This window comes from Klebsiella sp. R390, from assembly GCF_051131745.1.
GTDB lineage: Bacteria > Pseudomonadota > Gammaproteobacteria > Enterobacterales > Enterobacteriaceae > Klebsiella.
Genome location: NZ_CP180445.1, coordinates 2408711 through 2429049 on the forward strand (window position 1 = coordinate 2408711; position 20339 = coordinate 2429049).

Here is a 20339-nt window from a genome sequence, read left to right on the forward strand (position 1 = left end):
ACGTTTCGCTTATCCCGCCTGCTGCATGGCGCCGTAGCGCACGCAAAAGCGCTGGCGGCGGCGATAGGCATAAACATCTTCCACATGACCGTTACGAATGCGCGTCTGCAGCTCTCGCCAGTAATCCGCCCGTAGCAGGTCAGCGTGCATTTCCTCCAGCAGCGGTCCGATACGCGGGTCCGCGCACAACCAGTGGCGAAACTCTTCCGGAAAGACATCCCCGACAGAGACGCTGTACCACGGTTCGCTCGCCAGCTCATCTTCCGGGTAGCGCGGCGGCGGTATTTCGCGGAAATTCACCTCGGTCATGTAGCAAATCTCATCGTAATCATAAAACACCACCCGACCATGGCGGGTTACGCCGAAGTTTTTAAACAGCATATCACCGGGAAAAATATTGGCTGCGGCAAGCTGGCGGATGGCGTTGCCGTACTCCTCCACCGCATCGCGCAGCGCCTGGCCGTTTACCTGCTCCAGCCAGATATTCAGCGGCACCATACGGCGTTCGATATAGAGATGGCTGATGGCAATCCGATCGCCAAGATCGGTGATTTTTGCCCCGGCTTCAGACTGCAGTAACGCCATCAGCGCCGGGGCTATTTGCCGTTTTTCCAGCACAAAGTTTTCAAACTCCTGGGTGTCGGCCATACGTCCGACGCGGTCATGCTCTTTCACCAATTGATAACAGGCACGCACGTGGGCGGCGGTCATCTCCTTTTGCGGCGCAAAGCGGTCTTTAATGACTTTAAAAACCCGGTCGAAGCCCGGCAGGGTGAAGACCAGCATCACCATGCCGCGGATCCCCGGAGCCTCAATGAACTGCTCATTGCTGCGCGCGATGTAGTACAGGTATTCCCGATAGCTTTCGGTCTTCGCATGCTTCTGGCAGCCAATGGCCATATACAGCTCCGCGGTGGTTTTACCGGGCAGGATATCGCGTAGCCACTCGACCAGCGCCCCTGGCAGCGGTGCGTAGACCATGAAATAGGAGCGGGCGAAGCCAAAGACAATACTGGCTTCGGCATGGGTAGTCAGACAGGTATCAATAAACAGCTCGCCTTCATCGCTACGATGGACAGGCAACAAAAAGGGCAAGGTTGCGACCGGGGTGATCAGCTTTCCGACCAGCCAGGCCGCTTTATTACGATAGAAGAGCTCGTTCGCCACCTGCAGATGGCTGCGGGAAAGCATCTCACTGCCCAGCACCTCCTGCAAAGACGCGCTAATGTAGCCGATGTCGCGCGCCTTGTTTTGCCACGGTAAACGTAGAGGCAAGTCGGTGAGTACTTTGTTGAGCAACGTCTCCCAGCCGCGATCGGGGAAAAAGCTTTTTGCCAGCGGTCGGGGAAGTGCCCGACAGCTGCGCGCCGGCTGCGAACTGAAAATAAATAGCCGCTCGGGAGTCAGCGAGCGGTGGTCAAACAGTCGACAATAGACCGAATTAAAAAAGCTCTCCGCAATTTCAAAACGCGGGTAGTCCGGCAGCAGACGGGTGTACTGCTCTTTCACCCGCAGCAAGAAATCCACATCGGTGCTTTTGCCTTCGGTGATGCAGCGTAGCTGCTCTACCACCAGGCCAACGTGATGATCGTAAAGGTGAATTCGCTGCTTCATGGCCTGCTGAACCGCATGCCAGTCAGCATCCTCAAAGCGCTGCTGCGCGCCAGAAGTGACTTCCAGGAAACGCCCGTACTGCGCGTCAAAACCTTGCAAAATCGTTTGTGCAATCAGTAATTCCAGGCCACGCGTCATAGCTTCCCCCTCACCCCAAACCCTCTCCCCAGCAGGGAGAGGGGGAACACGATCAGAACTGCTCTTCTTCCGTGGAACCGGTCAACGCCGTGACGGAGGAAGCCCCACCCTGGATAATGGTCGTGACCTTATCGAAGTAGCCGGTCCCCACCTCCTGCTGGTGAGATACAAACGTGTAGCCTTGCGAAGCGGCGGCAAATTCCGGCTGCTGCACCTTCTCGACGTAGTGCTTCATCCCCTCACCCTGCGCGTAGGCATGGGCCAGGTCGAACATGTTGAACCACATGCTGTGGATGCCCGCCAGCGTGATGAACTGGTATTTGTAGCCCATGTCGGACAGCGCCTGTTGGAATCGGGCGATGGTGCTGTCATCCAGATTCTTCTTCCAGTTGAACGACGGCGAGCAGTTATAGGCCAACAATTTGCCAGGGAAGCGGGCGTGAATGGCTTCGGCAAAGCGACGAGCCTGCTCGAGATCCGGTTTCGAAGTTTCGCACCACACCAGGTCGGCATAGGGTGCGTAAGCCAGCCCGCGACTGATGGCCTGCTCAATACCGGCATGCGTACGGAAAAAACCTTCGCTGGTGCGATCGCCAGAGATAAACTCACGATCGTACGGATCGCAGTCGGAGGTGATCAAATCGGCAGCATCGGCATCCGTTCGGGCGATCACCAGCGTAGGAACGCCCATGACATCTGCCGCCAGGCGTGCCGCGACCAGCTTCTGGATCGCCTCCTGAGTCGGTACCAGTACCTTTCCGCCCATATGTCCGCACTTCTTCACCGACGCCAGCTGATCTTCAAAGTGAACGGCCGCTGCACCGGCTTCAATCATCGATTTCATCAGCTCAAAGGCGTTCAGTACGCCGCCAAATCCCGCTTCGGCATCGGCAACGATCGGCAGGAAGTAATCGGTATAACGCGGATCCCCCGGCTCAATACCGGTCGACCACTGGATCTGATCCGCGCGACGGAAAGTATTGTTGATCCGATCGACCACCGCCGGGACGGAGTTCGCCGGGTACAGTGATTGATCCGGGTACATGCTGGAGGCCAGGTTGGCATCCGCCGCTACCTGCCAGCCGGAGAGGTAAATCGCCTCGATGCCGGCCTTCGCCTGCTGCAACGCCTGCCCACCGGTTAACGCACCGAGGCTATTGATGTACCCTTTTTTCGCTTCGCCATGCAGCAGGCGCCACATTTTGGCTGCGCCCAACTGTGCCAGCGTGCATTCCGGATTGACGGAGCCGCGCAATTTCACGACATCCTCAGCGCTATAGGGGCGGGTAATGCCTTCCCAACGCGGCTGTGTCCACTCTTGGTTTAATGCTTCGATTTGTTGGGTACGGGTTTTCATGTGCAGATGCTCCATTATTTTATTCCTGGCTTCCCAGGCTTTATCGGTGAAGGCAGTGTGACCACGGACAAACAAACTCGGCTGATGCTTATGCCAGCAGGCGGTAGCCCGGCAGCGTCAGGAAGTCGATTAACTCATCAGAGGTGGTGATCTGTTCCATCAGGCGCGCAGCATCATCGAAGCGCCCGCTGCTGTAGCGGTGTTCGCCCAGCTCCTCCTGAATCACCATCAGCTCTTCCGCCAGCCACTGACGGAACAGGGCTTTGGTGACCGGCGTGCCGTCGCTGAGGGTTTTCTGGTGATGAATCCATTGCCAGATGGAGGTTCGCGAGATTTCGGCGGTCGCCGCATCTTCCATCAGACCGTAAATCGGCACGCAGCCATTACCGGAGATCCAGGCTTCGATGTACTGCACCGCGACACGGATATTGGCGCGCATCCCCACTTCCGTGCGCTCACCCTCACAGGGCGCCAGCAGTTGCTCAGCGTCGATCGGCGCATCCTCTTCCCGGCTGACGGACAGCTGGTTGGGACGTTCACCCAGAACGCGATTGAAAACCGCCATCGCCGTATCCGCCAGCCCGGGGTGCGCGATCCAGGTACCGTCGTGGCCATTGTTAGCTTCCAGCTCTTTATCGGCGGTCACTTTGCCAAGCACCTGGCGGTTACGGTCGGCCTCTTTGCTGGGGATGAATGCCGCCATGCCGCCCATCGCAAACGCGCCACGCCGGTGGCAGGTTTTAATCAGCAAACGTGAATAAGCGCTGAGGAAAGGCTTATCCATGGTGACCACCTGGCGATCCGGTAATACGCGGTCACCATGGTTTTTTAACGTTTTGATGTAGCTGAAAATGTAATCCCAACGGCCACAGTTCAGACCGACAATGTGGTCCCGCAGCGCATGCAGGATTTCATCCATCTGGAATACCGCCGGCAGCGTTTCGATTAACAGCGTGGCCTTGATGGTGCCACGCGGAAGGCTGAAGCGGTCTTCAGTGAAGCTAAAGACTTCACTCCACCATGCCGCTTCCTGCCAGGCCTGGGTTTTCGGCAGATAGAAGTAAGGGCCGCTACCTTTCGCCAGCAGGTTCTGGTGGTTGTGGAAAAAATAGAGGGCGAAATCAAACAGGCTGCCGGGGATCGACTCGCCGCGCCATGTCACATGTTTTTCCGGCAGATGCAGACCACGTACGCGGCACACCAGCACTGCCGGGTCAGGTTTGAGCTGGTAAATTTTACCGGCTTCGTTGGTGTAGCTGATGGTCCCGTTCACCGCATCGCGCAGGTTAATCTGCCCATCAATCACTTTGTTCCAGTCCGGTGCCAGCGAATCTTCAAAGTCCGCCATAAAGACTTTTACGTTGGCATTGAGGGCGTTAATCACCATTTTGCGCTCAACGGGGCCGGTGATTTCCACCCGGCGGTCCTGCAAATCAGCGGGAATACCGCGGATCGTCCAGTTACCATTTCTAATGGAAGCTGTTTCCGAAATAAAATCAGGCAGCGTTCCGTTATCAATCGCCTGCTGTTGCTGCAGGCGGGCCGCCAGCAGTTTATTGCGCTCAGGCGTAAAGCGGCTCACCAGTTCCGTCAGAAACTCCACCGCCTCAGGCGTTAAAATTTGCGTTTCCTGCTCGCCATATGGCCGGCTAAAGGCCAGTTCATCAGTCATTGTCGCCTGTTGCGTCATTGTGTAGCTCCCGTTGGTTGATCCCGCTGGCGCGAGTGAACGATCGTTGTCTGCTTTTCGCTCAACACAACTAAGACTACTCAATAAAATTCCAAAATCAAAAACAATTTCCATTTTTAATTTAATATCATCACAACATATTGATAACATTAAGATTAAAGTTAATTACAATCGTGAAGTGAATTTCGGAAACAAAAAAGGCACCCGAAGGTGCCAGAGGCAAGATGCTGAAACGCTTAAGGATCGCGTTGTCTGGATGATTAGTCTAAAGTCGGATTCATATTCCGCAGATCGTATGGAGTGATCTGGTAAACGTAATAGTTAAGCCAGTTAGCAAACAGCAGATTTCCATGACTGCGCCAGGTCGCACGCGGCTTGTTTTGTGGGTCGTTTTGCGGGAAATAGTTGTCGGGAATTTGCGGGCTCAGACCGGCTTCCACATCGCGGAAAAATTCGCTGGCCAGGGTATTAGCATCGTATTCAGGGTGCCCGGTCACGAAGGCAATGCGCTTATCTTTGCTGGCAAACAGATAGGCATCTCCCTCTTCCGTTTCGGCCAGGATCTCTAAATCGGTGTAGTCACGAATCAGTGCCGCCGGAAAATCAGCATAGCGTGAATGCGGCGCCAGGAAAGTGTCATCAAATCCACGCGTTAGTAAGGCGTGAGGATGCAGGATATGGTGCTCGTAGACGCCAGAAATTTTTTCCGCGCGGGTTTGCTTAGGAATGCCATACAGAATATTGAGTGCGGCCTGTACCGCCCAACAGACAAAAAGCGTGGAGGTGACGTGATCTTTTGCCCATTCCAGTACCTGTTTGATCTGCGGCCAGTAGGCTACGTCATTAAATTCAACCAGCCCTAATGGGGCGCCGGTGACGATCAGTCCATCAAAGTTCTGGTCGCAGATGTCATCGAAGTTACAGTAGAAATTATTGAGGTGCTCGCTTGGCGTATTGCGGGATTCGCGCGCGTCAATACGCAGCAGCTGGATATCAAGCTGCAGCGGAGAGTTCGAGAGCAGACGCAGGAACTGGTTCTCGGTCTCGATTTTTTTCGGCATCAGGTTAAGGATAAGCACCTTCAGCGGACGAATTTCCTGAGTTGTCGCACGTGTAGCCGTCATCACAAAGACGTTCTCATCACGCAAGAAATTGACGGCTGGTAGCTCGTCCTGCACCCGAATTGGCATAACTTTATTACCTCATAGCATACGTATAAACGTTTAGACATCCAGACAGCTAACAATAACCAGGAATAAGGAAAATGTCGAGTCTGCAAGTAGAAGGTGAAAAAGTTTCAACCACGTCCGGGACAGAATACAGCGCTTAATCTCAAGGAAACATAGCGAATGTGATGATTCAGCGTTTAGGGAGCAATGCTGGCGAATAATTGATTGATCAAAGAGGGGTTTTGCTGCGGCAATGTATCAGTATGACGGGGAATAAAACGCAGACAAAAACAAAAGGCCCGGTCTTTCGACTGAGCCCTTTGCTTTATTTGATGCCTGGCAGTTTATGGCGGGCTTTCCTGCCCGCCACCCTTCGGGCCGTTGCTGCGCAACGTTCAAATTCGTTCCCGACGAATTTGTCCTACTCAGGAGAGCGCTCACCGACAAACAGCAGATAAACAAAAAAACCCCATGCTTTCGCATGAGGTTTCTTTGTTTTATTTGATGCCTGGCAGTTCCCTACTCTCACATGGGGAGACCCCACACTACCATCGGCGCTACGGCGTTTCACTTCTGAGTTCGGCATGGGGTCAGGTGGGACCACCGCGCTATCGCCGCCAGGCAAATTCTGTTATCAGGATGCTAAAAGCACCCCAACTAATCTGTATCAGGCTGAAAATCTTCTCTCTGTCCACCAAAACAGCTTTGGCGTTGTAAGGTTAAGCCTCACGGTTCATTAGTATCGGTTAGCTCAACGTATCGCTACGCTTACACACCCGACCTATCAACGTCGTCGTCTTCAACGTTCCTTCAGGACTCTCAAGGAGTCAGGGAGAACTCATCTCGGGGCAAGTTTCGTGCTTAGATGCTTTCAGCACTTATCTTTTCCGCATTTAGCTACCGGGCAATGCCATTGGCATGACAACCCGAACACCAGTGATGCGTCCACTCCGGTCCTCTCGTACTAGGAGCAGCCCCCCTCAATTCTCCAGCGCCCACGGCAGATAGGGACCGAACTGTCTCACGACGTTCTAAACCCAGCTCGCGTACCACTTTAAACGGCGAACAGCCGTACCCTTGGGACCTACTTCAGCCCCAGGATGTGATGAGCCGACATCGAGGTGCCAAACACCGCCGTCGATATGAACTCTTGGGCGGTATCAGCCTGTTATCCCCGGAGTACCTTTTATCCGTTGAGCGATGGCCCTTCCATTCAGAACCACCGGATCACTATGACCTGCTTTCGCACCTGCTCGCGCCGTCACGCTCGCAGTCAAGCTAGCTTATGCCATTGCACTAACCTCCTGATGTCCGACCAGGATTAGCTAACCTTCGTGCTCCTCCGTTACTCTTTGGGAGGAGACCGCCCCAGTCAAACTACCCACCAGACACTGTCCGCAACCCGGATCACGGGTCTACGTTAGAACATCAAACATTAAAGGGTGGTATTTCAAGGTTGGCTCCACGCAGACTGGCGTCCACGCTTCAAAGCCTCCCACCTATCCTACACATCAAGGCTCAATGTTCAGTGTCAAGCTATAGTAAAGGTTCACGGGGTCTTTCCGTCTTGCCGCGGGTACACTGCATCTTCACAGCGAGTTCAATTTCACTGAGTCTCGGGTGGAGACAGCCTGGCCATCATTACGCCATTCGTGCAGGTCGGAACTTACCCGACAAGGAATTTCGCTACCTTAGGACCGTTATAGTTACGGCCGCCGTTTACCGGGGCTTCGATCAAGAGCTTCTCCTTACGGATAACCCCATCAATTAACCTTCCGGCACCGGGCAGGCGTCACACCGTATACGTCCACTTTCGTGTTTGCACAGTGCTGTGTTTTTAATAAACAGTTGCAGCCAGCTGGTATCTTCGACTGATTTCAGCTCCACGAGCAAGTCGCTTCACTTACCATCAGCGTGCCTTCTCCCGAAGTTACGGCACCATTTTGCCTAGTTCCTTCACCCGAGTTCTCTCAAGCGCCTTGGTATTCTCTACCTGACCACCTGTGTCGGTTTGGGGTACGATTTGATGTTACCTGATGCTTAGAGGCTTTTCCTGGAAGCAGGGCATTTGTTACTTCAGCACCGTAGTGCCTCGTCATCACACCTCAGCGTTAAAAGAAGTCCGGATTTACCTAAACTTCCCGCCTACATGCTTAAACCGGGACAACCGTCGCCCGGCTAACATAGCCTTCTCCGTCCCCCCTTCGCAGTAACACCGAGTACAGGAATATTAACCTGTTTCCCATCGACTACGCCTTTCGGCCTCGCCTTAGGGGTCGACTCACCCTGCCCCGATTAACGTTGGACAGGAACCCTTGGTCTTCCGGCGAGCGGGCTTTTCACCCGCTTTATCGTTACTTATGTCAGCATTCGCACTTCTGATACCTCCAGCAACCCTCACAGGCCACCTTCAACGGCTTACAGAACGCTCCCCTACCCAACAACACATAGTGTCGCTGCCGCAGCTTCGGTGCATGGTTTAGCCCCGTTACATCTTCCGCGCAGGCCGACTCGACCAGTGAGCTATTACGCTTTCTTTAAATGATGGCTGCTTCTAAGCCAACATCCTGGCTGTCTGTGCCTTCCCACATCGTTTCCCACTTAACCATGACTTTGGGACCTTAGCTGGCGGTCTGGGTTGTTTCCCTCTTCACGACGGACGTTAGCACCCGCCGTGTGTCTCCCGTGATAACATTCTTCGGTATTCGTAGTTTGCATCGGGTTGGTAAGTCGGGATGACCCCCTAGCCGAAACAGTGCTCTACCCCCGAAGATGAGTTCACGAGGCGCTACCTAAATAGCTTTCGGGGAGAACCAGCTATCTCCCGGTTTGATTGGCCTTTCACCCCCAGCCACAAGTCATCCGCTAATTTTTCAACATTAGTCGGTTCGGTCCTCCAGTTAGTGTTACCCAACCTTCAACCTGCCCATGGCTAGATCACCGGGTTTCGGGTCTATACCCTGCAACTTAACGCCCAGTTAAGACTCGGTTTCCCTGCGGCTCCCCTATACGGTTAACCTTGCTACAGAATATAAGTCGCTGACCCATTATACAAAAGGTACGCAGTCACCTAACAAGTAGGCTCCCACTGCTTGTACGTACACGGTTTCAGGTTCTTTTTCACTCCCCTCGCCGGGGTTCTTTTCGCCTTTCCCTCACGGTACTGGTTCACTATCGGTCAGTCAGGAGTATTTAGCCTTGGAGGATGGTCCCCCCATATTCAGACAGGATACCACGTGTCCCGCCCTACTCTTCGAGTTCACAACGTGTGCATTTTAGTGTACGGGGCTATCACCCTGTACCGCCGGACTTTCCAGACCGTTCCACTAACACACGCGCTGATTCAGACTCTGGGCTCCTCCCCGTTCGCTCGCCGCTACTGGGGGAATCTCGGTTGATTTCTTTTCCTCGGGGTACTTAGATGTTTCAGTTCCCCCGGTTCGCTTCGTTAAGCTATGTATTCACTTAACGATAGTGTGTCGAAACACACTGGGTTTCCCCATTCGGAAATCGCCGGTTATAACGGTTCATATCACCTTACCGACGCTTATCGCAGATTAGCACGTCCTTCATCGCCTCTGACTGCCAGGGCATCCACCGTGTACGCTTAGTCGCTTAACCTCACAACCCGAAGCTGTTTCGTAAAACAGTCCGCATTGCGAAAATTTGAGAGACTCGAACACACCGTTTTTCCTTCCTTATTACGGAGAAAGGAAACAGTGTGTCGTTTCAATTTTCAGCTTGATCCAGATTTTTAAAGAGCAAATATCTCAAACGTGATTCCGGAGAACCAGTTTTGAGATATTGAGGTCGGCGACTTTCACTCACAAACCAGCAAGTGGCGTCCCCTAGGGGATTCGAACCCCTGTTACCGCCGTGAAAGGGCGGTGTCCTGGGCCTCTAGACGAAGGGGACACTGAAGTCTCAATCGCAAGACGCCTTGCTATTTACTTTTCATCAGACAATCTGTGTGGACACTACAAAGGCAGGTTCTTTCAGGTAAGGAGGTGATCCAACCGCAGGTTCCCCTACGGTTACCTTGTTACGACTTCACCCCAGTCATGAATCACAAAGTGGTAAGCGCCCTCCCGAAGGTTAAGCTACCTACTTCTTTTGCAACCCACTCCCATGGTGTGACGGGCGGTGTGTACAAGGCCCGGGAACGTATTCACCGTAGCATTCTGATCTACGATTACTAGCGATTCCGACTTCATGGAGTCGAGTTGCAGACTCCAATCCGGACTACGACATACTTTATGAGGTCCGCTTGCTCTCGCGAGGTCGCTTCTCTTTGTATATGCCATTGTAGCACGTGTGTAGCCCTACTCGTAAGGGCCATGATGACTTGACGTCATCCCCACCTTCCTCCAGTTTATCACTGGCAGTCTCCTTTGAGTTCCCGGCCGGACCGCTGGCAACAAAGGATAAGGGTTGCGCTCGTTGCGGGACTTAACCCAACATTTCACAACACGAGCTGACGACAGCCATGCAGCACCTGTCTCAGAGTTCCCGAAGGCACCAAAGCATCTCTGCTAAGTTCTCTGGATGTCAAGAGTAGGTAAGGTTCTTCGCGTTGCATCGAATTAAACCACATGCTCCACCGCTTGTGCGGGCCCCCGTCAATTCATTTGAGTTTTAACCTTGCGGCCGTACTCCCCAGGCGGTCGACTTAACGCGTTAGCTCCGGAAGCCACTCCTCAAGGGAACAACCTCCAAGTCGACATCGTTTACAGCGTGGACTACCAGGGTATCTAATCCTGTTTGCTCCCCACGCTTTCGCACCTGAGCGTCAGTCTTTGTCCAGGGGGCCGCCTTCGCCACCGGTATTCCTCCAGATCTCTACGCATTTCACCGCTACACCTGGAATTCTACCCCCTCTACAAGACTCAAGCTTGCCAGTTTCAAATGCAGTTCCCAGGTTGAGCCCGGGGATTTCACATCTGACTTAACAAACCGCCTGCGTGCGCTTTACGCCCAGTAATTCCGATTAACGCTTGCACCCTCCGTATTACCGCGGCTGCTGGCACGGAGTTAGCCGGTGCTTCTTCTGCGAGTAACGTCAATCACTAAGGTTATTAACCTTAATGCCTTCCTCCTCGCTGAAAGTACTTTACAACCCGAAGGCCTTCTTCATACACGCGGCATGGCTGCATCAGGCTTGCGCCCATTGTGCAATATTCCCCACTGCTGCCTCCCGTAGGAGTCTGGACCGTGTCTCAGTTCCAGTGTGGCTGGTCATCCTCTCAGACCAGCTAGGGATCGTCGCCTAGGTGAGCCATTACCCCACCTACTAGCTAATCCCATCTGGGCACATCTGATGGCATGAGGCCCGAAGGTCCCCCACTTTGGTCTTGCGACGTTATGCGGTATTAGCTACCGTTTCCAGTAGTTATCCCCCTCCATCAGGCAGTTTCCCAGACATTACTCACCCGTCCGCCGCTCGTCACCCGAGAGCAAGCTCTCTGTGCTACCGCTCGACTTGCATGTGTTAGGCCTGCCGCCAGCGTTCAATCTGAGCCATGATCAAACTCTTCAATTTAAGTTTGATGCTCGTGAATTAAACTTCGTAATGAATTACGTGTTCACTCAGAGACTTGGTATTCATTTTTCGTCCGAGGACGTTAAGAATCCATGTCACTTTGAGTGCCCACACAGATTGTCTGATAAATTGTTAAAGAGCAGTGCGACGGCGCTTAGCGCTCTGTCGCGAGGTGGCGTATATTACGCTTTCCTCTTTCAGAGTCAACCTCATTTTTCAGAAGTTTTCTCTTTCAACCCGGCGGCTTGTTTGCCGTTGTTCCGTGTCGATGGAGGCGCATTATAGGGAGTTCTCGAGAGCCCGCAATAGAAAAATTGCAGAAAAATGACTGACTGCTGCATTCCCCAGCAAAACCCCGCTTTATACCCTGTTACACACAGAATTATCCACAGACTCGGGCTATCTCCCCCTAATAAAGCAGTGCGAAATGCCCTTCTATATAGAAGAGATCGTTGTGTAAAAGAGAAAGATCAAAATTCGCGAGCGTTGCGCAAACGTTTTCGTTACAATGCCGCGCAATAACACGGATGCCCGGTTGGGTGCGTTAGGTGAGTTTTTAGACAAAAACTCACCTAACGCTCTCTGTAATGTTCAAATCCTGGGGATTTAATACCATGCAACAACGTCGTCCAGTCCGCCGTGCCCTGCTCAGTGTTTCTGACAAGGCCGGTATCGTCGAATTCGCGCAGGCACTTTCCGCTCGTGGTGTTGAGCTACTGTCTACCGGTGGTACCGCACGCCTGCTGGCAGACAAAGGTCTGCCGGTAACCGAAGTCTCTGACTACACCGGTTTCCCGGAAATGATGGATGGACGTGTTAAGACCCTGCATCCAAAAGTGCATGGCGGCATCCTCGGCCGTCGCGGCCAGGATGATGAGATCATGGCGCAGCACGCGATCTCTCCTATCGATATGGTGGTTGTTAACCTTTACCCGTTTGCAGAAACCGTCGCCCGTGAAGGTTGCTCGCTGGAAGATGCGGTCGAAAATATCGATATCGGCGGCCCGACCATGGTGCGCTCCGCGGCCAAGAACCATAAAGACGTCGCTATCGTGGTGAAGAGCAGTGACTACGACGCCATTATTAAAGAGATGGACGCTAACGACAGCTCCCTGACTCTGGCTACCCGCTTCGACCTCGCGATTAAAGCTTTCGAACACACTGCCGCCTATGACAGCATGATCGCCAACTACTTTGGCAGCATGGTTCCGGCCTATCATGGCGAGACGCAGGAAGCGTCCGGCCGTTTCCCACGTACGCTGAATCTGAACTTCATAAAGAAACAGGATATGCGCTACGGTGAGAACAGCCACCAGCAGGCTGCTTTCTATATAGAAGAAAGCGTTAAAGAAGCCTCCGTTGCTACCGCGCAGCAGCTGCAGGGTAAGGCCCTCTCTTATAACAACATTGCCGATACCGATGCGGCACTGGAGTGCGTGAAAGAGTTCAGCGAACCGGCCTGCGTCATCGTTAAGCACGCCAACCCATGCGGCGTTGCGGTTAGCGACACGATTCTGGACGCTTACGATCGCGCCTACAAAACTGACCCAACCTCAGCCTTCGGCGGCATTATTGCCTTCAACCGCGAGCTGGATGCCGAAACCGCACAGGCCATCATCTCTCGCCAGTTTGTCGAAGTAATCATCGCACCATCTGCCAGTGAAGCCGCGCTGAAAATTACGGCGGCCAAGCAGAACGTCCGCGTTCTGATCTGCGGCGAATGGGCGGCGCGCGTGCCGGGCCTCGATTTCAAACGTGTGAACGGCGGACTGCTGGTACAGGATCGCGATCTGGGCATGGTCACCGCCGATGATCTGCGCGTGGTCAGCAAACGCCAGCCTTCAGAGCAGGAGCTGCGTGATGCCCTGTTCTGCTGGAAGGTCGCCAAGTTCGTGAAATCCAACGCCATTGTATATGCCAAAGAGAACATGACCATCGGCATCGGCGCGGGCCAGATGAGCCGCGTCTACTCCGCTAAAATTGCTGGCATTAAAGCCGGTGATGAAGGTTTGGAAGTTAAAGGCTCGGCGATGGCCTCTGATGCTTTCTTCCCGTTCCGCGATGGGATTGATGCGGCTGCCGCGGTGGGCGTCACCTGCGTGATCCAACCGGGCGGTTCCATTCGCGACGAAGAAGTCATTGCCGCTGCCGACGAACACGGCATCGCGATGATCTTCACCGACATGCGTCACTTCCGCCATTAATTCACGGAGCAGAACATGAAAGTATTAGTGATTGGCAACGGTGGGCGCGAGCACGCGCTGGGATGGAAAGCCGCACAGTCTCCGTTGGTGGACACCGTGTACGTCGCGCCGGGTAACGCCGGTACCGCGCTGGAACCTGCGCTGCAAAACGTGAATATCGGCGTGACCGATATTCCGGCACTGCTGAGCTTTGCCCAGCGTGAAAAGATCGATCTGACCATCGTCGGCCCGGAAGCGCCGCTGGTGATTGGCGTGGTGGACGCCTTCCGCGCAGCAGGCCTGAAAATCTTCGGACCAACCGAAGGTGCCGCCCAACTGGAAGGCTCTAAAGCATTCACCAAAGATTTTCTCGCGCGTCATAACATTCCGACTGCGGAATATCAGAATTTCACCGACGTCGAGCCTGCGCTGGCCTACCTGCGCGAGAAAGGCGCGCCAATCGTTATCAAAGCGGACGGTCTGGCTGCCGGTAAAGGCGTTATCGTTGCGATGACGCTCAAAGAAGCGGAAGACGCGGTTCAGGATATGCTGGCCGGTAATGCCTTCGGCGACGCGGGCCACCGTATCGTGATCGAAGAGTTTCTTGATGGTGAAGAAGCCAGCTTTATCGTCATGGTCGACGGCGAGCACGTCCTTCCGATGGCCACCAGCCAGGACCACAAGCGCGTAGGCAACGGCGATACCGGCCCGAATACCGGCGGTATGGGCGCCTACTCACCGGCCCCGGTCGTGACGGATGACGTTCATCAGCGCACCATGGATCGCATTATCTGGCCAACGGTCAAAGGGATGGCGGCGGAAGGTAATACCTATACCGGTTTCCTCTACGCCGGGCTGATGATCGACAAGCAAGGTAATCCTAAGGTTATCGAGTTCAACTGCCGCTTCGGCGATCCGGAAACCCAGCCGATCATGCTGCGCATGAAATCCGATCTGGTGGATCTGTGCCTTGCAGCCTGCGATGGCAAGCTGGACGAGAAAACCTCCGAATGGGACGAGCGCGCCTCTCTGGGTGTAGTGGTTGCTGCCGGCGGTTACCCGGGTAACTACGGCACCGGCGACGAGATCTTTGGCCTGCCGCAGAGCGATGCGGCAGATGGCAAAGTGTTCCATGCCGGCACCAGGCTGACCGACGACCAGCGTGTTGTCACACAGGGCGGTCGCGTCCTGTGTGTAACGGCGCTGGGTGATACCGTCGCCCAGGCACAGCAGCGTGCTTATGAGCTCCTCACCGGCATTCATTGGGATGGCAGCTTCAGCCGTGACGATATCGGCTGGCGCGCGATCGCCCGCGAGCAGCGCTAACGCCTGAGCGTCATCTCAGCATCGCCTTATTAACGGGCGGCTTCAGTATTGAAGCCGCCCGTTTTTTATCATCTACAGACGCTAAGCCGCGGGTTATGCATAAGGATGTGTCGGAAAATAGAGAGAGGAACCGCGAAGGTATGGCTGACGGGCGTCAGAAGGTTTTTTCCTGCGGTTGCCAGGTACAGAAGTCTTCGTTGGCCACCAGCAGCAGCTGAGCACCATCCGAGGCTTCGAGCCACGCCACGCTCACGTCGACAGAGGAATGACTCTGGCGACGTTCAATAAAGGCCAGTGCCCGCGCGTCCAGCTCCGGCTTCACGGTTTGGCCTTCGCAGGTCGTTACCGTCCGGTTAGCATGCCAACGCCCCTGGCGGAGGACAACACGCCCCTGGCGTAATGCATCGCTGGTCTGGCGGATCTGTGTCGCCCGATAGCGGTAAAGCGCAACCTGATCGCTGGAGAGCTGCTGTTTTTGCCCATCCACTTCACGCTGCATAAAGCTCAGCTCGCCCTGGTCATCAAAGCGGGCACGAATATGTTCCGTGGGCTTGCCGTAAACGTTGAGTTCGATCAGCCTGAGTTTGTCGCCCTGCCAGCGATATTCGCTGGTTGAGGTATTGCCATGACGCCACGGACTGAAGGCGGCAAGAAGATGCACTTCGCCGTTGGAATCCAGACGCCAGATGCGCATCGCGCCCTGGTTATCCGCATAGCCACTGGCGGTAAAAGGCGGAACAGAGGAATGACTACTACAGGCAGAGAGCAGCAGTGTACCCACCAGCACCGCGACACGGCGCCAGATAGACAAAAGGGGCGGTAAGGCCCCTTCGTTAAAACTGTACACTGCCACGCGGTCTTACTTGACTGCGTCTTTCAGAGCTTTACCAGAAACAAACGCCGGCACGTTAGCAGCGGCAATTTTGATTTCGTTACCGGTCTGCGGGTTGCGGCCAGTACGCTCAGCGCGGTGGTTCACTTTGAAGGTACCGAAACCAACCAGTTGAACAGCATCACCTTCTTTCAGAGACTCAGTAATTGCAGCCAGGGTAGATTCCAGGGCAGCTTTTGCCTGTGCTTTGGACAGGTCAGCTTTGTCCGCAATTACATCAATCAGTTGAGTCTTGTTCATAAGTTATCCTTACAATGTGTTTATCGCTTGCTAAGCACCGAGTGCGACGGAAATGCCTGAAAAGCACTCTCCTGCATACACGCACCGATAGCCACTTTTTTTCGCCCTCCAAATGTAGACCAGACGGGGGGCGGAATGGAAGCCTTCAGACGCGACAATTCAGGCGGTAAATCACGTTTTCTGGTCTCACTGCTTAAAATTTATACCAATATTGCTCTCACCGGCTTCGCGAAGGTCTGCACGCAGTCCTTTGATCAGTTCAATGTCGCGCTCTTCACACTCGGCCAGCAGACGGAAAATCTCCCACTGAATATCCCATTCCTGCTCTACCGCTGGGTTTTCTTTGAGCTCTTCATCGGTCATTTCGCGACCAGCCTGGGTCATTTCCAGCATTGCTACTGTCGTGATGGAACTCTTACTGACCTCGATCGCGTGCTCAAGCGTTTCTCCGCTCAGGCGCGAGTGAATCAGTTCGCTCAATGCGACACAGGCATCGATGGCAGGATAAACACCATACAGATCGTAATCGTCGGCTGCCGGAATGGCTTCTTCCAGCTTTTCGAGCTGGCTGTCAAAATTCACCTTCGCATCTTTGACCGTCAGGGTTTCCCAAATCAGATCGAGAATACGGCGATACAGCTGACCATCGGCAAACTCAGTTTGCTGGCAGAACATGGCGTAATTGGGGTACATGCGCTCGCACAGACAAGCCATAAAGGTGACGTGCTGCCAGCTTTCAAGCTTCTCCAGACGCAGATGAATCGGGTTTTGTAACATGATGAATTCTCGAAGTCAGAAATTAGCCGCAGTGTACCTGAATCAGCCGTGATTTGCTTGCCAACGCACAAACGCCGGACGCCGTGAAGCAACCGCATCCGCCCAGCGCGTTGGCTCTGGCAGACGGTAGCCCTGCATACAACGCTGAACCCATGTCAGCGCGCTATCAAGGGAGACGCGATGACCGGTGCTGATAAAGAGTGGATTACAGCGCGCTTTACTGCGCCAGACCCACGCCAGCTGTTCGTTTTTGTCCATCAACGGGGCCAGCGCCCCCACCTCGTCGTCTGGCAGCGTAAACTGCCCACATAAACGCTTTTTCGCCACGCCAATGGTTGGTACATCCACCAGCAGGCCAAAATGGCTGGCGACGCCCAGCCGCCGTGGATGGGAAATGCCGTGTCCGTCGACAAATAACAGACCCGGTTTTTGTGAAAGCTGTTGCCACGCCGCCAGCAGCGCGGGGGTTTCACGAAAGGAGAGAAAACCGGGGATATACGGCATGGTGGTCGCCACCCGCGCTACCTGATATTCCACCAGCTCCAGCGACGGGTAGGCGAGCAACACCATGGCCGCCCGCGTCACTGTGCCGTCTTGCTCAAAACCGACGTCCGCGCCACCGATCAGCCCGCAAGCATTTGGATCCCAGCGATCCTCACGGATAACCGAGCCGGCCAGCGTCTGCTGACTGGCACGAAGGGACGTCAGATCCATCGCCATACCTTAGCGGTGATATTGCGCCGAGAGTCGGTGCACCGCCTCGACAAACACGCCGGCATGCTCAGGATCCACATCCTGATGAATGCCGTGCCCGAGGTTGAAGACATGACCTTCGCCCTGACCAAAGCCGGCAAGAATCGACCCGACTTCTTCTTCAATACGGCCCGCAGGCGCGTAGAGCATAGAAGGATCCATATTGCCCTGCAGCGCCACTTTATGGCCGACCCGACGCCGGGCATCGGCAATATCGGTCGTCCAGTCGAGGCCCAGCGCATCGCAGCCGGTCTCCGCCATGGCTTCCAGCCACTGCCCGCCGCCTTTAGTGAACAGCGTGACCGGCACGCGGCGGCCTTCATGTTCACGCAGCAGGCCATCCACGATTTTGTGCATGTAGTAGAGCGAGAACTGCTGATAATCGCGACCGGTCAGCACGCCGCCCCAGGTATCGAATATCATCACTGACTGCGCGCCGGCTTTAATCTGGGCGTTCAGATACAGCGTGACGCTTTTTGCCAGCTTATCGAGCAGGGCATGCAGCGCCTGCGGGTCGGCATACATCATTTTTTTGATCACGGTGAAGGCTTTGCTGCTTCCGCCTTCCACCATATAGGTCGCCAGCGTCCACGGGCTACCGGAGAAACCAATCAGCGGAACATCGCCATTGAGCGCGCGGCGAATGGTGCGCACGGCATTCATCACATAGCCGAGTTCATCTTCCGGGTCGGGCACCGGCAGTTTATCGACATCGGCTTTGCAGGTGATGGTCGAGGTGAAGCGTGGACCTTCTCCAGTTTCGAAGTACAGCCCAAGCCCCATCGCATCCGGGATGGTCAGGATATCCGAGAAGAGGATCGCCGCATCCAGCGCATAGCGACGCAGTGGCTGCAACGTGACTTCACAGGCAAGCTCGGCGTTTTTACACAGCGACATAAAGTCGCCCGCTTGCGCACGAGTCGCTTTGTACTCCGGTAAATAGCGGCCAGCCTGACGCATCATCCAGACAGGGGTCACGTCCACAGGCTGGCGTAGCAGCGCTCGCAGGTAACGATCGTTTTTTAGTTCGGTCATGTTATTCATCCTGATCCCATTTTACGCCAGTGTACCACGTCACTCCGCCTCTGCCCGACACAGTGCCACGGTATCTTCTATCAGCCGGCGCGCCACGGTCCCCGGCGGCGGCAATAGCGGTAAATCGTCGTAGCGATACCAGCCCGCCTGCAGGAGCTCTTTCTTGTCGATCACAATGTCGCCGCTATCATACTCCGCCATAAACGCGGTCATCAGCGACTGGGGGAATGGCCACGGCTGGGAGGTCACATAGCGCAGATTTTTCACCTTCAGGCCGCACTCTTCCATCACTTCGCGGGCCACCGCCTGTTCCAGTGTCTCCCCCACTTCGACAAACCCGGCCAGCACCGTGTGTACGCCGTTACGATGGCGGGTATGCTGTGCCAGCAGGATCGTATCGTCCCGACGGATCGCCACGATCATGCACGGGGCAATTTGCGGGTAGTAGCGCTCACGGCAGTGGCCACACAGCATCGCCCACTCGGTTTTGCTCGGGTGCATCGGGTGGCCGCAGTAGCCGCAGAATTTATGCGAGCGATAAAACTCGCTTAGCTGGATGCCGCGCCCCGCCAGCTGAAACAGCCCCGGATCGCTATCCAGTACCTGGCGTAACGATCCCATATCCTGCCGACGATCCTGGCGCACCATCCATACCGCATCACCTTGCCATTCACCGATATGCAGCGCGTGCTGGCCGACAAGATTGAAATTTACCGCTTCGCCATGTGGTAATTCCCCGCCGGGTAACCATAATTTTTGTTCGTGACTGACGATCCACCAGCCGCGATCTAATTTTTCAATAATACGATCCATATCTATTGCACTACCTTCGTTTTACTGGCACTTTTAACATTATATTTACATTTTGGTGAGCAACGTTATTTTCTTAAACTTGCGGAGTCAACCATGTTAAACCAGCTGGAAAACCTAACGGAACGTGTTGGAGGCAGTAATAAACTGGTCGATCGCTGGCTACATGTACGTAAGCATTTGCTCGTGGCTTACTACAAGCTGGTTGGCCTGAAGCCCGGCAAAGAATCCTTTATGCGACTGAACGAAAAGGCGCTGGATAATTTTTGCCAAAGCCTGGTGGACTACCTCTCCTCCGGCCATTTTAATATTTATGAACGTATTCTTGGCGAAATGGAAGGCAATACACCACTTTTGGCCGCGACCAAACTCTATCCGCAGCTGGAAGCCAACACCCAGCAGATTATGGATTGCTACGACTCCTGCCTCGAAAACGCCATCGACCACGATAACTATCTCGAATTTCAGCAGGCGCTGTCCGATATCGGCGAAGCGCTGGAAGCGCGATTCGCGCTGGAAGACAAGCTGATCGTGCTGGCGATATCGCACAACCTGAAAGACAACATCAGTGACAATATCGCGCCGACAGCTTGAGTTGTGCGCTGTTAACGAGTAGTTTACATACGTTCCCCCTCGCTGGAGGGGGATGTATCTTGTCGGAGTGCCCATTTTCCACCACAGCGTTCGTGATGCCTCAAGGCAGCACGAAGGATGAAGCGGAAAAGGCTGAGACCGTTAATTCGGGATCCGCGGAACCTGATCAGGCTAATACCTGCGAAGGGAACAAGAGTAAACTGTCCTATGCGACCGTCCCTC

13 protein-coding genes, 1 tRNA gene, 3 rRNA genes and 1 riboswitch are annotated in these 20339 nt (G+C 54.5%); of the genes, 3 read left to right on the forward strand and 14 right to left on the reverse strand.

Going from position 1 to position 20339, the window contains the following annotated elements:
* Positions 1 to 9: 9 nt before the first annotated feature.
* From aceK to ACMYSP_RS11225, 8 genes are all read right to left on the reverse strand, one after another.
* Positions 10 to 1752: a bifunctional isocitrate dehydrogenase kinase/phosphatase gene (aceK, locus tag ACMYSP_RS11190; RefSeq protein ID WP_434586832.1), complete on the reverse strand. Its 1743-nt coding sequence runs from the start codon at positions 1750 to 1752 to the stop codon at positions 10 to 12.
* Positions 1753 to 1804: 52 nt separating this feature from the next.
* Positions 1805 to 3109, reverse strand: a complete 1305-nt coding sequence (aceA, locus tag ACMYSP_RS11195) for an isocitrate lyase (RefSeq protein ID WP_434587066.1) — start codon at positions 3107 to 3109, stop codon at positions 1805 to 1807.
* A gap of 88 nt (positions 3110 to 3197) precedes the next feature.
* Entirely contained in the window at positions 3198 to 4799 is a 1602-nt protein-coding gene (gene aceB / locus ACMYSP_RS11200) for a malate synthase A (RefSeq protein ID WP_434586833.1), read from the reverse strand.
* Between the two features lie 260 nt (positions 4800 to 5059).
* Complete coding sequence (gene metA / locus ACMYSP_RS11205; protein WP_434586834.1) at positions 5060 to 5989, reverse strand: homoserine O-succinyltransferase MetA; 930 nt, start codon at positions 5987 to 5989, stop codon at positions 5060 to 5062.
* 485 nt (positions 5990 to 6474) lie between these two features.
* Positions 6475 to 6590 (reverse strand): 5S ribosomal RNA (gene rrf / locus ACMYSP_RS11210).
* 93 nt (positions 6591 to 6683) lie between these two features.
* Positions 6684 to 9589, reverse strand: a 23S ribosomal RNA gene (locus ACMYSP_RS11215).
* A 218-nt stretch (positions 9590 to 9807) separates the two neighbouring features.
* A tRNA-Glu gene (locus tag ACMYSP_RS11220) sits at positions 9808 to 9883 on the reverse strand.
* 85 nt (positions 9884 to 9968) lie between these two features.
* Positions 9969 to 11507 (reverse strand): 16S ribosomal RNA (locus ACMYSP_RS11225).
* Together the 16S, 23S and 5S rRNA genes with 1 tRNA gene alongside form the textbook arrangement of a ribosomal RNA operon.
* A gap of 614 nt (positions 11508 to 12121) precedes the next feature.
* On the opposite strand from ACMYSP_RS11225, the gene purH reads away from it, so the two are divergent.
* Complete coding sequence (purH, locus tag ACMYSP_RS11230; protein WP_434586835.1) at positions 12122 to 13711, forward strand: bifunctional phosphoribosylaminoimidazolecarboxamide formyltransferase/IMP cyclohydrolase; 1590 nt, start codon at positions 12122 to 12124, stop codon at positions 13709 to 13711.
* 15 nt (positions 13712 to 13726) lie between these two features.
* A complete protein-coding gene (purD, locus tag ACMYSP_RS11235; RefSeq protein ID WP_434586836.1) occupies positions 13727 to 15016 on the forward strand; it encodes a phosphoribosylamine--glycine ligase in 1290 nt (429 codons plus the stop codon).
* Positions 15017 to 15170: 154 nt separating this feature from the next.
* Here purD and ACMYSP_RS11240 read toward each other — a convergent pair whose 3' ends face one another.
* The 6 genes from ACMYSP_RS11240 to nudC all read right to left on the reverse strand — a co-directional run bounded on the left by ACMYSP_RS11240 (position 15171) and on the right by nudC (position 19526).
* On the reverse strand, positions 15171 to 15863 hold the full coding sequence (locus ACMYSP_RS11240; protein WP_434587067.1) for a DUF1481 domain-containing protein: 693 nt from the start codon (positions 15861 to 15863) through the stop codon (positions 15171 to 15173).
* A gap of 12 nt (positions 15864 to 15875) precedes the next feature.
* Positions 15876 to 16148, reverse strand: a complete 273-nt coding sequence (hupA, locus tag ACMYSP_RS11245) for a nucleoid-associated protein HU-alpha (protein WP_004097675.1) — start codon at positions 16146 to 16148, stop codon at positions 15876 to 15878.
* A gap of 186 nt (positions 16149 to 16334) precedes the next feature.
* Positions 16335 to 16925, reverse strand: a complete 591-nt coding sequence (locus ACMYSP_RS11250) for a YjaG family protein (protein ID WP_123758167.1) — start codon at positions 16923 to 16925, stop codon at positions 16335 to 16337.
* Between the two features lie 42 nt (positions 16926 to 16967).
* Positions 16968 to 17639, reverse strand: coding sequence for a deoxyribonuclease V (gene nfi / locus ACMYSP_RS11255; RefSeq protein ID WP_434586837.1), 672 nt, complete (start codon positions 17637 to 17639; stop codon positions 16968 to 16970).
* Positions 17640 to 17648: 9 nt separating this feature from the next.
* Complete coding sequence (hemE, locus tag ACMYSP_RS11260) at positions 17649 to 18713, reverse strand: uroporphyrinogen decarboxylase (RefSeq protein ID WP_123758165.1); 1065 nt, start codon at positions 18711 to 18713, stop codon at positions 17649 to 17651.
* Between the two features lie 39 nt (positions 18714 to 18752).
* Positions 18753 to 19526, reverse strand: coding sequence for an NAD(+) diphosphatase (gene nudC, locus ACMYSP_RS11265; protein WP_123758164.1), 774 nt, complete (start codon positions 19524 to 19526; stop codon positions 18753 to 18755).
* Positions 19527 to 19619: 93 nt separating this feature from the next.
* Here nudC and rsd point away from each other — a divergent pair, with 93 nt between their 5' ends.
* Positions 19620 to 20117, forward strand: coding sequence for a sigma D regulator (rsd, locus tag ACMYSP_RS11270; protein WP_434586839.1), 498 nt, complete (start codon positions 19620 to 19622; stop codon positions 20115 to 20117).
* 53 nt (positions 20118 to 20170) lie between these two features.
* Positions 20171 to 20323, forward strand: a riboswitch (TPP riboswitch).
* Positions 20324 to 20339 lie beyond the last annotated feature (16 nt).

Bases quoted from the DNA above. Each gene is read 5' to 3' on its own strand.
- aceK (WP_434586832.1), bottom strand. From the start codon at position 1,752: ATGACGCGTGGCCTGGAATTACTGATTGCACAAACGATTTTGCAAGGT.
- aceA (WP_434587066.1), bottom strand. From the start codon at position 3,109: ATGAAAACCCGTACCCAACAAATCGAAGCATTAAACCAAGAGTGGACA.
- aceB (WP_434586833.1), bottom strand. From the start codon at position 4,799: ATGACGCAACAGGCGACAATGACTGATGAACTGGCCTTTAGCCGGCCA.
- metA (WP_434586834.1), bottom strand. From the start codon at position 5,989: ATGCCAATTCGGGTGCAGGACGAGCTACCAGCCGTCAATTTCTTGCGT.
- purH (WP_434586835.1), top strand. From the start codon at position 12,122: ATGCAACAACGTCGTCCAGTCCGCCGTGCCCTGCTCAGTGTTTCTGAC.
- purD (WP_434586836.1), top strand. From the start codon at position 13,727: ATGAAAGTATTAGTGATTGGCAACGGTGGGCGCGAGCACGCGCTGGGA.
- hupA (WP_004097675.1), bottom strand. From the start codon at position 16,148: ATGAACAAGACTCAACTGATTGATGTAATTGCGGACAAAGCTGACCTG.
- ACMYSP_RS11250 (WP_123758167.1), bottom strand. From the start codon at position 16,925: ATGTTACAAAACCCGATTCATCTGCGTCTGGAGAAGCTTGAAAGCTGG.
- nfi (WP_434586837.1), bottom strand. From the start codon at position 17,639: ATGGATCTGACGTCCCTTCGTGCCAGTCAGCAGACGCTGGCCGGCTCG.
- hemE (WP_123758165.1), bottom strand. From the start codon at position 18,713: ATGACCGAACTAAAAAACGATCGTTACCTGCGAGCGCTGCTACGCCAG.
- nudC (WP_123758164.1), bottom strand. From the start codon at position 19,526: ATGGATCGTATTATTGAAAAATTAGATCGCGGCTGGTGGATCGTCAGT.
- rsd (WP_434586839.1), top strand. From the start codon at position 19,620: ATGTTAAACCAGCTGGAAAACCTAACGGAACGTGTTGGAGGCAGTAAT.